Origin of the sequence: Actinotalea lenta, assembly GCF_030586465.1 — a bacterium.
Classification (GTDB): Bacteria; Actinomycetota; Actinomycetes; order Actinomycetales; family Cellulomonadaceae; genus Actinotalea; species Actinotalea lenta.
Map to the genome: position 1 here is coordinate 2,000,808 of NZ_JAUQYP010000001.1, position 11,940 is coordinate 2,012,747.

Here is an 11,940-nt window from a genome sequence, read left to right on the forward strand (position 1 = left end):
CCGCCACCGGGGAGCGACTGGTGTGCACCAGCGAGTACCCGCAGGACCTGGCGCACGCGTGGGAGGTGCTGCGCGCGGGCGAGTGACGTTCGTCATACGTCCGCACTGCGCACGCTCGGACCGCCGGGAGGGACACGCCGCGGCGGCTCGGGTCGTGTCCCCGGCGCGACCTAGGATGGCGGCCATGTCGGCGATGGGAGTCCCAGGTACGGACTTCGTCCACCTGCACGCGCACACCGACTACTCGATGCTCGACGGAGCCGCGCGTGTGGAGGACCTCCTCACGCACGCCGAGGAGCTCGGGCAGAAAGCCCTCGCGATCACCGACCATGGCTACCTGTTCGGCGCCTTCGACTTCTGGCAGCGCGCGCGCAACCACGGGGTCAAGCCGATCATCGGCGTCGAGGCGTACGTCACGCCGGGCACCAGCCGGTTCGACCAGAGCCGCGTGCGGTGGGGCGACGACACGCAGTCCGGCGACGACGTCTCGGCCCGTGGTGCCTACACCCACATGACGATCGTCGCGGAGACGACAGCCGGGATGCACAACCTGTTCCGGATGGGCTCGCTCGCCTCGCTCGAGGGGCAGATGGGCAAGTGGCCCCGGATGGACCGCGAGCTGCTCGAACGCTACGCGCCGGGCACGATCGCGTTCTCCGGTTGCGCGTCGGGCGAGGTCCAGACGCGGCTCCGCCTCGGTCAGTGGGACGAGGCCGTGCGCACGGCCGGCGAGCTGCAGGACATCTTCGGCAAGGAGAACTTCTTCGTCGAGCTGATGGACCACGGCCTGGACATCGAGCGCCGCGTCCTGCCGGACCTGCTGCGCCTGGCCAAGACGATCGACGCGCCGCTGGTGGCGACCAACGACCTGCACTACACGCGCAGGGAGGACTCGCACGCCCACGAGGCGCTGCTGGCCGTCCAGTCCGGGTCCAACCTGCTCGAGCCGAGCTACGACAACGGCGGCACCCGCTTCGCGTTCGGCGCGGAGACGTTCTACCTGTGGTCGGCGCAGGAGATGCGCGACCTGTGGTCGGAGCACCCGGAGGCGTGCGACAACACGCTGCTCATCGCCGAGCGGTGCGACGTGACGTTCGACACGTCGGCCAACTACATGCCACGCTTCCCGGTCCCCGCCGGGGAGGACGAGCAGTCCTGGTTCGTCAAGGAGATCGAGCTCGGCCTGCACCGCCGCTACCCGGCAGGGATCCCGGACGACGTCCGCAAGCAGGCCGACTACGAGACCGACGTCATCCTCCAGCTCGGCTTCGCGGGCTACTTCCTGGTCGTCGCGGACTTCATCAACTGGGCCAAGGGGCAGAGCATCCGGGTGGGCCCTGGGCGTGGCTCCGCCGCAGGCTCGATGGTCGCCTACGCGATGGGCATCACCGAGCTCGACCCGCTCAAGCACGGTCTGATCTTCGAGCGCTTCCTCAACCCCGAGCGGGTCTCCTGGCCCGACGTCGACGTGGATTTCGACGAGCGCCGCCGTGGCGAGGTGATCAAGTACGTCACCGAGAAGTACGGCGACGACCGGGTCGCTCAGATCGTCACCTACGGGACCATCAAGGCCAAGCAGGCCCTCAAGGACTCCTCCCGCGTGCTCGGGTACCCCTTCGCGATGGGGGAGAAGCTCACCAAGGCGATGCCGCCGCCCGTGATGGGCAAGGACATCCCGCTGTCCGGGATGTACGACCCGAAGCACGACCGCTACGCGGAGGCCGAGGAGTTCCGCCAGGTCGTAGCCGCGGACCCGGACGCCCAGAAGGTGCTTGAGACTGCGCGCGGCCTGGAGGGGCTCAAGCGCCAGTGGGGTGTGCACGCCGCGGGCGTGATCATGTCCAGCGCACCGCTGATCGACATCATCCCGATCATGAAGCGTCCGCAGGACGGCGCGATCATCACGCAGTTCGACCAGCCGGGAGCTGAGGCGCTCGGGCTGATCAAGATGGACTTCCTCGGGCTGCGCAACCTGACGATCCTGGACGACGCGCTGGACAACATCCGGGCGAACGGCAAGCCCGACGTGGTGATCGAGGACGTCCCGCTGGACGACCGCGCAACCTACGACCTGCTGGGGCGGGGCGACACCCTGGGGGTGTTCCAGCTCGACGGTGGACCGATGCGGGCGCTCCTGCGGCAGATGCGGCCGGACAACTTCGACGACATCTCCGCGGTCATCGCTCTGTACCGGCCCGGGCCGATGGGGATGAACTCCCACACCAACTACGCGCTGCGCAAGAACGGCCTGCAGAAGGTCGAACCGATCCACCCCGAGCTGGTCGAGCCGCTCGCGGAGGTCCTCGACGAGACGCACGGCCTCGTCGTCTACCAGGAGCAGGTCCAGAAGGCCGCGCAGATCCTCGCCGGGTACTCGCTGGGCCAGGCGGACCTGCTCCGGCGTGCGATGGGCAAGAAGAAGAAGGAGATCCTGGACAAGGAGTTCGTCTCCTTCGAGGCCGGGATGCGCGAGCGCGGCTACTCCGCCGGTGCGATCAAGGCCGTGTGGGACGTGCTCGTGCCGTTCGCCGGCTACGCGTTCAACAAGGCGCACTCGGCCGCGTACGGGGTCGTGTCGTACTGGACGGGCTACCTCAAGGCCAACTACCCGACCGAGTACATGGCGGCGCTGCTCACCTCGGTGCGCGACGACAAGGACAAGTCAGCCCTGTACCTGGCCGAGTGCCGGCACATGGGCATCACGGTCCTGCCTCCGGACGTGAACTCGTCCCTGGCGAACTTCGCGGCCGTGGGGGACGACATCCGATTCGGGTTGACGGCCGTGCGCAACGTGGGCGCGAACGTCGTCCAGGAGATCGTGCGCGCCCGGGAGGCCAAGGGCGCCTTCACGTCGTTCACCGACTTCCTGGACAAGGTTCCCGCCGTGGTGTGCAACAAGCGCACGGTCGAGTCGTTGATCAAGGCCGGGGCGTTCGACTCGCTCGGTCACGGTCGCCGCGCGCTCCTCCTGGTCCACGAGCAGGCAGTGGATGCGGTCATCGGCGTCAAGCGCAAGGAGGCCGAGGGCCAGTTCGACCTGTTCGCCGACCTCGGCGGCGAGAGCGCCGAAGCCGGTTTCTCGGTCGCCGTCCCCGACGTGCCGGACTGGGACAAGAAGCAGCGGCTCGCGTTCGAGCGGGAGATGCTCGGCCTGTACGTGTCCGACCACCCGCTGTCCGGGCTCGAGCACGTCCTGTCGCAGGCCGCCGACTGCTCGCTGGCCACGCTGACCGGGGACGAGGGTCGCCCGGAGGGCTCCACCGTGACGGTCTGCGGCCTCGTGACGAACCTGCAGCGGCGGATGAGCAAGAACGGCAACCCGTGGGCCTCGTTGACCCTGGAGGACCTGGACGGCTCGGTCGAGGTGCTGTTCTTCGGTGAGACCTACCTCGCCTATACCACGGTGCTGGCGGAGGACGCCGTGCTCACCGTGCGCGGGCGGGTGCGGCGCCGGGACGACACGATGCAGCTGCAGGCCAACGAGGTCTCGCTGCCGGACGTGACCGCGGCGGACGAGCGCCCGGTCACGATCTCGATGCCCGTCTCGCGGTGCACGCCTCCCGTCGTGGAGAAGCTGCGCGAGATCCTGTCCGACCACCCTGGGGTCACGGACGTGCACCTTCGGCTGACGCAACCAGGGCGGTCCACCGTCATGCGCCTGGACCACGGCCTGCGCATCGAGAAGACCCCCGCCCTCTACGGCGACCTCAAGGCCCTCCTGGGGCCCAACTGCCTCGCCTGACCCCTCCCAACAGCCGATCAAGGAATCCCTGCCCACCCCACGCCGGTGATCAAGGAGCTCGTGTCACGCAGCGCCCGGTGGCCTAGGGTCACGGGGTGATCCGGCTGAATCCCGAGCAGCAGGTCTTCCTCACCGAGCGCCACCTCGCCACGCTCACGACGCTGCGTCCGGACGGCACACCGCACGTCGTACCGGTCGCCGCGACGTGGGACGCGGACCGGGGCCTGGCCCTGGTGACCACCGAGGACGGTTCGGTCAAGGTGCGCAACGTCGAGGCTGCAGCGGGGTCGGCTCGCGCCGCGCTGTGCCAGGTCGACGGCGGACGCTGGATCACCCTGGAGGGGTCGGCGGCGGTATCGCGCGACCCAGCGGTCCTCGCCGATGCCGAGAGGCGGCATGCGCGCCGACACCACCGGCTCGCGCCCGACCCCCGTCGCGTCGTGCTCGTCGTGACGGTCGACCGGGTGATGGCGTCGACCTACATGGCGTCCTGACCCCGACCCTCGCGACCCGCGCCGTCGGCGGCGTCCTACACTCGGGCGGGTGATCACCCGCATCGACCTTCGTGGCCGCACCCTGTCCCCTCACGAGCTCACGGCGATCCTGCCTCGTCCGGAGCTCGACGTCGCGCACGCCGCCGATCAGGTGGCCCCCGTGATCGCCGACGTCCGGCAGCGGGGAGCGGCCGCGTTGCGTGACCTGTCCGAGCGGTTCGACGGGGTGCGCCCCGAGCGGCTCCGGGTGCCTGAGACCGCTCTGGCCGACGCCCTCGAGGCGCTCGACCCGCAGGTGCGCGCGGCGCTGGAGATCTCCATCCGGCGCACCCGAGCGGTGCATGCGCAGCAGCGACCCTCCGGCTTCCGCATCGAGTTCGAGCCTGGAGCCGTGGTCCGCCAGCGGTGGATGCCGGTCCGGCGGGTCGGCCTGTACGTGCCCGGCGGTCTGGCCGTGTACCCGTCGTCGGTGGTGATGAACGTCGTGCCCGCCCAGGAGGCCGGCGTCCGTTCGTTGGCCGTGGTCAGCCCGCCGCAGGCCGACGGGCTTCCGCACCCGGCGATCCTCGCGGCCTGCCGGCTGCTCGGGGTCGAGGAGGTCTACGCGGTGGGCGGCGCGCAGGCGATCGCGATGCTGGCGTACGGCGCGGCGGGTGAGGTCGCTGTGGACGGGACCGTCCTGTGCGAACCGGTGGATGTCATCACCGGACCGGGCAACCAGTACGTGACCGCCGCCAAGCGCCTCGTCCGCGGCGTGGTGGGCATCGACTCGGAGGCCGGGCCCACCGAGATCGCGATCCTGGCCGACGCGTCGGCCGACCCCCGGCACGTCGCCGCCGACCTGATCTCCCAGGCCGAGCACGGCCCGACCTCCGCCTCCGTCCTGGTCACCGACTCCATCGACCTCGTGGACCGGGTGGAGGAGCTGATACCGGAGCTGGTGGCGGCCACCAAGCACGGCGAGCGGGTGAGCACGGCCCTGGCCGGTCCGCAGTCCGCCGTCGTCCTGGTGGACGACGTGACCGCCGGCCTGTCCGTCGTGAACTCCTACGGCGCCGAGCACCTCGAGGTGCAGACCGTGGACGCAGCAGGTGTGGCCGAGCGGGTGACCAGCGCCGGCGCCATCTTCGTGGGTCCCTACGCCCCGGTCTCGCTGGGCGACTACATGGCCGGTTCCAACCACGTGCTGCCCACCGGCGGCTGCTCGCGCTTCGCCAGCGGGCTGGGCGTGCACAGCTTCATGCGAGCCGTGCAGCAGGTCGAGTACGACCGGGCGGCTCTCGCGGCGGTGCGCGACCGGATCGTCGCGATCGCCGGGGCGGAGGACCTGCCGGCGCACGGCGAGGCGGTCCAGGCGCGGTTCGCCTGAGGCCGTCGGCGCCGCCCGCGCGGGGCCTAGGATCGCCCCGACGAACGGAGGTCGACGATGCCCTGGTTGGAGACCGTCGGGTGGGCGGGCTCGGCGCTGCTGGTGCTGTCGCTGGTCCAGACCCGGGTCATGCGGCTGCGCGTGCTCAACACCGTCGCGTGCGGCGTGCTCATCGGATACAACGCCGCGCTGGGTGTGTGGCCGATGGTGGCGATGAACGTCGTGCTGGTCCTGATCAACGTGTGGGCGATCGCCCGGCTGCTGCGCGAGCGGCACGACGACCGGGTCTACGACGCGGTCCCGATCGGCACCCACGAACCCTTCCTGTACCACCTCCTGGCGCGGCACGCCGAGGACATCGGTCGGTTCAACCCGGACCTCGCCGGCACCGAGCCGGCTCGACTGGCCGGCACCGCGGATCACGCCTTCGTCGTCACGACCGCCGACGAAGCGGTCGGGGTGGTGCTGACCAGGGACGGCGCCGGTCCGGACGAGCAGCTCGTGGTGCTGGACTACGTCCTGCCCGCCTACCGCGACTTCACCCCGGGCGAGTTCGTGTTCCGGCACGACGGCCCGTTCCGGGCCCTGGGTACCCGGACCGTGGTGGCCTCGCCCGGCATGGCGGCGTCGGAGCGCTACCTGCGCGCGGTCGGGTTCACCGAGCGGGACGGTCGCCGTGTGCTGGACCTCCCGGCGACGCCGTCCGCCGCCTGACTACGATCGCTGCGTGACCCTGCCGATCCGCCCCGAGCTCGCCGGCCTCGAGCCGTACGGCGCCCCGCAGCTCGACGTGCCGGTGCGGCTCAACGTCAACGAGAACCCGTACGCGCCCTCGGCCCGGGTCGTCGCGGACATCGTCGGGGCGGTCGCGGAGGCCGCCGCCGGGCTGAACAGGTATCCGGACCGCGACTTCGCCCCGCTGCGGGCCGGGCTCGCCGCGTACCTGGCACGCGAGTCCCACGTGAGCCTGGCCCCAGAACAGCTGTGGGCGGCCAACGGCTCGAACGAGGTCATGCTGCACCTGCTCCAGGCGTTCGGCGGCCCAGGTCGCTCGGTGGTCTCCTTCGCGCCGACGTACTCCATGTACCCCGAGTACGCGCGCGACACCTCGACCGCGTGGCATGTCGGACGCCGACAGGACGACTTCACCGTCGACCCGGAGCACGCCGCAGCGACGATCGCCCGGTACGCACCGAGCGTCGTCCTGCTGGCCAGCCCGAACAACCCGACCGGCACCGCGCTGCCGTCGGGGACCGTGCGCGCGGTCCTGGACGCCGCCGCGCAGGTGCCGGGGGGCTGCGTGGTGGTGGTGGACGAGGCCTACGCCGAGTTCCGGCGCGCCGGGACGCCGTCGGCGCTCGCGCTGCTGGGCGAGTACCCCCACCTGGCGGTCAGCCGCACCATGTCCAAGGCGTTCGGGATGGCCGGAGCCCGGCTCGGCTACCTGGCGGCGGCGCGTCCGCTCGTCGACGCGCTGCGGGTCGTGCGGCTCCCGTACCACCTGTCGGCGGTGACCCAGGCCGTGGCGCTGGCTGCCCTGGGACACGCCGAGGAGCTGATGGCGCAGGTCGACGGGCTGCGCCGGGAGCGGGATGCTCTCGTCGAGTGGCTGCGAGGCAACGGTCTGCGGGTCGCCGACTCCGACGCGAACTTCGTGCTGTTCGGCGTGTTCGACGATCGGCACGCCATCTGGCAGGGTCTGCTCGACCGGGGCGTGCTGATCCGCGAGACGGGACCGGAGGGCTGGCTGCGGGCCAGCGTCGGCACGCCGGAGGAGACCGCGGCGTTCCGTGCCGCGCTGGTGGAGGTGGCTGGACTGTGAGCACGACGCATCGCACGGCGGTCGTGGACCGCAGCACCTCGGAGTCGACCGTGCACGTCGAGGTCGACCTGGACGGCACCGGCCGTACCGAGATCGACACGAGCGTGCCGTTCTACGACCACATGCTCACCGCGCTCGGCAAGCACTCGCTGATCGATCTCACCGTCCGGGCCACGGGGGACACGGACGTCGATGTGCACCACACCGTGGAGGACGTGGCCATCGCGCTCGGTCAGGCGCTGGCGCACGCCCTCGGTGACAAGGTCGGGATCAGCCGCTTCGGCGACGCACTCGTGCCGCTCGACGAGGCACTCGCCCAGGCGGTCGTGGACGTGTCGGGTCGGCCGTACTGCGTGCACTCGGGCGAGCCGGAGGGGCAGGAGTACCACCTGATCGGCGGCCATTTCACCGGTTCGTTGACCCGGCACGTCCTGGAGTCGCTGGCGCATCACGCCCGGATCTGCCTGCACGTGCGGGTGCTCGCGGGGCGTGACCCCCACCACGTGGTCGAGGCCCAGTTCAAGGCGGTGGCCCGTGCGCTGCGGGCCGCTGTCGCACCCGACCCTCGCGTGCACGGGGTGCCGTCGACCAAGGGAGCGCTGTGAGCGAGTCGACCGGTCCGGGGGCGCCGGAGGGCGGCACGTTGGCGCTGGTCCTCACCCAGGTCGCTGAGGCGGGACCGCTCGCGGCCGCGTGTGCGCTCGCGAAGGTCGAGGTCGACGCCGCCCCGACGCCCGTCGGAGCCGTCGCGGTGTGCCGGCGGACGGCCAGGGGCGAGCCGGAGCAGGCCGCGGAGGCGATCTCACGGCTGCTGTCCAACACGCCGGTCCTGCTCGTGGTGCGTCGCGACGGAGCCCTGGTGGCGTCCCGATGGAGGGGCGGGACGGCGGCGGACGAGGTCGCGCCGGGCCTCCTCCTCGACGGGGCGCCGCCGGAGCTCGAAGGCCTCCTCGTCGGGACCGTTGCGGTGACGGACCTGGACGGGGTGGTGTCCTCGGTGGGCCTGAGCCGGTGGCGTGCGACCCGGATGCTCGCCTCTGCCGCCCGCGCTGCGCGGCGCGCTCGCTGACCGGACGGCCCGGGCCCTGCCCCACCCGCTCGATAGACTCGCTCGGTGCCAGCTCCCAGCGTCGTCGTCCTCGACTACGGCTTCGGCAACGTCCGGTCCGCCCAGCGTGCCCTTGCCCGGGTGGGTGCCGACGTCGAGCTCACGTCGGACCCGGATGCGGCGATGGCCGCCGACGGACTCGTGGTGCCCGGTGTGGGTGCCTTCGCGGCGGTGATGGCCGGGTTGCGTGCGGTGCGCGGGGACCAGATCGTCGATCGCCGGCTGGCGGGCGGACGCCCGGTGCTGGGTATCTGCGTGGGGATGCAGGTCATGTTCGAGGCGGGCGTGGAGCACGGCGTGCGGACCGAGGGGTTGGGCGAGTGGCCCGGCGTCGTGGACCGCCTGACCGCCCCCGTGGTCCCACACATGGGGTGGTCCACCGTGACGGCACCGGCCGACTCGACGCTGTTCGCGGACGTGGCCCACGAGCGCTTCTACTTCGTGCACTCCTACGCCGCGCGCTCGTTCGCGCCGCTGGGCGGCGGCCGGTTCACCGCACCTGCAGTGACCTGGGCCGAGCACGGCGAGCCCTTCGTCGCCGCGGTCGAGAACGGACCGCTCGCGGCGACGCAGTTCCACCCGGAGAAGTCCGGCGACGCCGGCGCGCACCTGCTGCGGACGTGGGTGCAGGGTCTGAAGGGATGACGATGACACGCCTGGAGCTGCTCCCCGCAGTCGACGTCGCGGACGGCAAGGCCGTCCGGCTCGTACAGGGTGAGGCGGGGTCGGAGACCTCCTACGGCGACCCGCTCGCGGCGGCGCTCGCGTGGCAGGCCGACGGTGCCGAGTGGATCCATCTGGTGGACCTGGACGCCGCGTTCGGCCGCGGCTCGAACGCGGAGCTCCTGGCCCGCGTCGTCGGCGCGGTCGACGTCGACGTCGAGCTGTCCGGCGGTATCCGTGACGACGCCTCGCTGGAGCGGGCGCTGTCCACGGGCTGCCGTCGCGTGAACCTGGGCACCGCGGCCCTGGAGGACCCGGCGTGGACGGCGCGGGTGATCGCCGACCACGGCGACCGGGTGGCCGTCGGGCTCGACGTGCGCGGCACGACGCTCGCCGCCCGGGGATGGACCCGGGAGGGCGGCGACCTGTGGGAGGTGCTCGAACGTCTCGACGCTGCGGGGTGCGCCCGGTACGTGGTCACGGACGTGACCAAGGACGGCACCCTGCGTGGCCCCAACCTCGACCTGCTCCGGGACGTGTGCGCCCGCACCGAGGCACCCGTGGTGGCGTCCGGGGGGATCTCGGCCCTGACCGACCTCGCCGCGCTGCGGGACCTGGTTCCCCTGGGCGTCGAGGGAGCGATCGTCGGCAAGGCCCTGTACGCGGGCGCCTTCACGCTGCCGCAGGCGCTCGACGTCGCCGGGCGTCGGCAGTGACCTGCGGCCTGCCTGGCGGTGAGGGTCGCCGCGAGCTGCCCCCGGTGTCGGCATTCGCGGCCGACGACGGTTCCGCCGCCCCTGCGGTGGCGGCGGTGCTCGCCGAGCACGCGGCGGGACGGGCGGACACGGCCGACGTCGTCGCAGCGCTGCGCGGCACGCGGGTTCTCGTGCCGGTCGTGGCGCACGAGCGGGACGCGGCCGACGACCGTCACGTGGACACCGCCGTGGTGGCGGTGCAGGCCCCCGACGGGCGTACCGCGATGCCGGTGTTCACGTCGGTGGCAGCCCTCAGCGCCTGGAACCCGGCGGTGCGCCCGATGCCGGCCGAGCTCGAGCGCGCCGCGATCTCCGCGCTCGCCGAGGGCTGGCCGCTGCTCGTGATCGACCCCGGCGGCCCGGTGACCGTACCCGTCCCGCGTCCCGCGGTTCAGGCGATCGCGGCAGGTCTGGCCTGGCACCCCGCGGTGCGGGACGGTGAGGTCCGCTCCGACGTGAGTGTCGCCGTGCAGCGCGCCCTGGCCACGGTGGCCGACGTCCGCTCCGTCGAGGTCGAGCCGGGTCGCACGAGCGAGGTGGCTGTGGTCGTCGGACTGCCGCACGGCCTGGACCGCGGTGGTCTGGAAGCCGTGCTCGCGCGGATCGATGCGGCGCTCGCGGCGGACCCGGTGGTCGCCCAGATCGACACCCTGGAGCTGCGCCCGGTCGCGGTCGGCTGACCGACTCCCTCAGCCGCCGGACCCGGAGGTGCCCGGGCGGCTCGGAGTCGCAGTCTCCTGCGGGGTGGCCGGCTGGTCGGTCGGCGGGGTGCTCGGGGCCGGTGTGGTGCTCGCCGTGGGAGTCGGGCAGGACGGCACGGGGGTGAAAGCGGCATCGGAGAGCTGGTCCCGCAACGTGCTCACGGGCACGATGTAGCTCTGGTCGGACGCGTTCTTGGCGTAGACGACTCCGATGACCTGCCCGTCGGTGCTCAGCACGGCGGAGCCGGAGCTGCCCGGCTCGACGGGGGCGTCGGTGACCAGGACCTCACCCAGGCTCTGGTGGAGAGGGTCCGTGGTGGCCGCGATCACCTTCCCGGTCGTCACGGTCAGCTGGCCGCCCTCCGGGTAGCCGACGACCGTCACGGGATCGCCCACCTGCGGGTCGGCTCCCGCGAGCTCTGGGTGGCTGGGCAGCTCCTGATCCGTGCGCAGCACCGCGAGGTCGGCGAGCGACGCGGTGGAGGCGCCGCTGACCTCGACGTCGCGACCGTCGTAGGTGGACACCTGGAGCAACGCGGACCCGGACACCACGTGCCGGTTGGTGACGACGGTGTGGGCGTCGATGGCGAACCCCGAGCCCACGGACATGGTCAGCGTGTCGCACCCGACGTTGCGGATCCGCACGGCCATCCGTTCGGCGCTCGCGAAGCCGTCGGGGGAGAGGTTGCCCGTCTGGACGGGAGACGGTTCGGCGCTGGCCACGGGGACCCAGGTGGTGATGGCGGGACCGGGCATCCGGGGGACGTCGTCCGCGAGGCCGCACCCGCCGAGCGTGGCGCCGAGCACGAGCCAGACCAGGCCCGTCCCGACCGTGCGACCGCGGAGGCCGTGGCGCGTCACTGGGACAGCTCGCCCTGCAACGCCGTGTTCGCGTCGGTGGCCTTCTGGCACAGGTCCTGGACGCTCGTGGCGTAGGAGTCGAGCTCGGCCGGGTCGTACAGCTCGGCGTTCTGCAGATACCCGATCAGCTGGTTCTGACCGCGCACGCACCGGTCCAGCGCGAGCGCGACCTGGCCTGCGGCGTCGGAGACCCGGGCCTGGTAGTCGGCGAGCAGCTTCTGCGCCTCGCGGTCGTCACCGATCTGCGCCTTCTCGTTGGCCAGCTCGATGATGCGCTTCTGGGCCGTGGAGAGCTGGGCGCGGACCGCGTCCAGCTCGTCGCTGGTCGTCTTCAGCTCGGCCCTGGTGTCGGCGAGATCGGAACCGAGGTCCTTCGACACGGTCGCGTAGTCGCCGGCTCGGCTCTCCCAGGCGTTCGACGTGCG

Annotated in this window: 13 protein-coding genes; 11 read left to right on the forward strand and 2 right to left on the reverse strand. The window is 72.0% G+C overall.

Translation table 11 applies throughout. The features are described 5' to 3' along the window. From Q6348_RS15700 to Q6348_RS09590, 11 genes are all read left to right on the forward strand, one after another. Positions 1 to 86, forward strand: an 86-nt coding sequence (locus Q6348_RS15700; protein ID WP_350339678.1) for a hypothetical protein, incomplete at its 5' end; no start/stop codon positions are given. A gap of 107 nt (positions 87 to 193) precedes the next feature. After that, positions 194 to 3,742 carry a DNA polymerase III subunit alpha gene (gene dnaE, locus Q6348_RS09545; protein ID WP_434062061.1) on the forward strand — a complete coding sequence of 1,183 codons (3,549 nt, stop codon included), beginning with the start codon at positions 194 to 196 and terminating at the stop codon, positions 3,740 to 3,742. A gap of 95 nt (positions 3,743 to 3,837) precedes the next feature. Then, positions 3,838 to 4,236, forward strand: coding sequence for a pyridoxamine 5'-phosphate oxidase family protein (locus Q6348_RS09550; RefSeq protein ID WP_304601062.1), 399 nt, complete (start codon positions 3,838 to 3,840; stop codon positions 4,234 to 4,236). A 49-nt stretch (positions 4,237 to 4,285) separates the two neighbouring features. Beyond that, entirely contained in the window at positions 4,286 to 5,605 is a 1,320-nt protein-coding gene (hisD, locus tag Q6348_RS09555) for a histidinol dehydrogenase (RefSeq protein ID WP_304601063.1), read from the forward strand. A 57-nt stretch (positions 5,606 to 5,662) separates the two neighbouring features. After that, positions 5,663 to 6,319 (forward strand): hypothetical protein, encoded by a 657-nt coding sequence (locus Q6348_RS09560; RefSeq protein ID WP_304601064.1) that lies wholly within the window; start codon positions 5,663 to 5,665, stop codon positions 6,317 to 6,319. A 13-nt stretch (positions 6,320 to 6,332) separates the two neighbouring features. Beyond that, positions 6,333 to 7,427 (forward strand): histidinol-phosphate transaminase, encoded by a 1,095-nt coding sequence (locus Q6348_RS09565; RefSeq protein WP_304601065.1) that lies wholly within the window; start codon positions 6,333 to 6,335, stop codon positions 7,425 to 7,427. Continuing rightward, positions 7,424 to 8,032: an imidazoleglycerol-phosphate dehydratase HisB gene (gene hisB, locus Q6348_RS09570; RefSeq protein ID WP_304601066.1), complete on the forward strand. Its 609-nt coding sequence runs from the start codon at positions 7,424 to 7,426 to the stop codon at positions 8,030 to 8,032. Before Q6348_RS09565 ends, hisB begins: the two co-directional genes overlap by 4 nt. Further along, entirely contained in the window at positions 8,029 to 8,496 is a 468-nt protein-coding gene (locus Q6348_RS09575; RefSeq protein ID WP_304601067.1) for a hypothetical protein, read from the forward strand. Before hisB ends, Q6348_RS09575 begins: the two co-directional genes overlap by 4 nt. 45 nt (positions 8,497 to 8,541) lie before the next feature. After that, positions 8,542 to 9,180, forward strand: a complete 639-nt coding sequence (gene hisH / locus Q6348_RS09580) for an imidazole glycerol phosphate synthase subunit HisH (RefSeq protein WP_304601068.1) — start codon at positions 8,542 to 8,544, stop codon at positions 9,178 to 9,180. Beyond that, a complete protein-coding gene (gene priA / locus Q6348_RS09585) occupies positions 9,177 to 9,914 on the forward strand; it encodes a bifunctional 1-(5-phosphoribosyl)-5-((5-phosphoribosylamino)methylideneamino)imidazole-4-carboxamide isomerase/phosphoribosylanthranilate isomerase PriA (protein WP_304605398.1) in 738 nt (245 codons plus the stop codon). Before hisH ends, priA begins: the two co-directional genes overlap by 4 nt. Before the next feature lie 44 nt (positions 9,915 to 9,958). After that, complete coding sequence (locus Q6348_RS09590) at positions 9,959 to 10,633, forward strand: SseB family protein (protein ID WP_304601070.1); 675 nt, start codon at positions 9,959 to 9,961, stop codon at positions 10,631 to 10,633. A gap of 9 nt (positions 10,634 to 10,642) precedes the next feature. Here the strand turns inward: Q6348_RS09590 and Q6348_RS09595 are convergent, their stop codons facing one another. Together Q6348_RS09595 and Q6348_RS09600 are read right to left on the reverse strand one after the other, a co-directional pair. Beyond that, positions 10,643 to 11,515 carry a S1C family serine protease gene (locus Q6348_RS09595; protein WP_304601071.1) on the reverse strand — a complete coding sequence of 291 codons (873 nt, stop codon included), beginning with the start codon at positions 11,513 to 11,515 and terminating at the stop codon, positions 10,643 to 10,645. Continuing rightward, positions 11,512 to 11,940, reverse strand: a 429-nt coding sequence (locus Q6348_RS09600) for a hypothetical protein (protein ID WP_304601073.1), incomplete at its 5' end; no start/stop codon positions are given. The genes Q6348_RS09595 and Q6348_RS09600, both read right to left, overlap by 4 nt.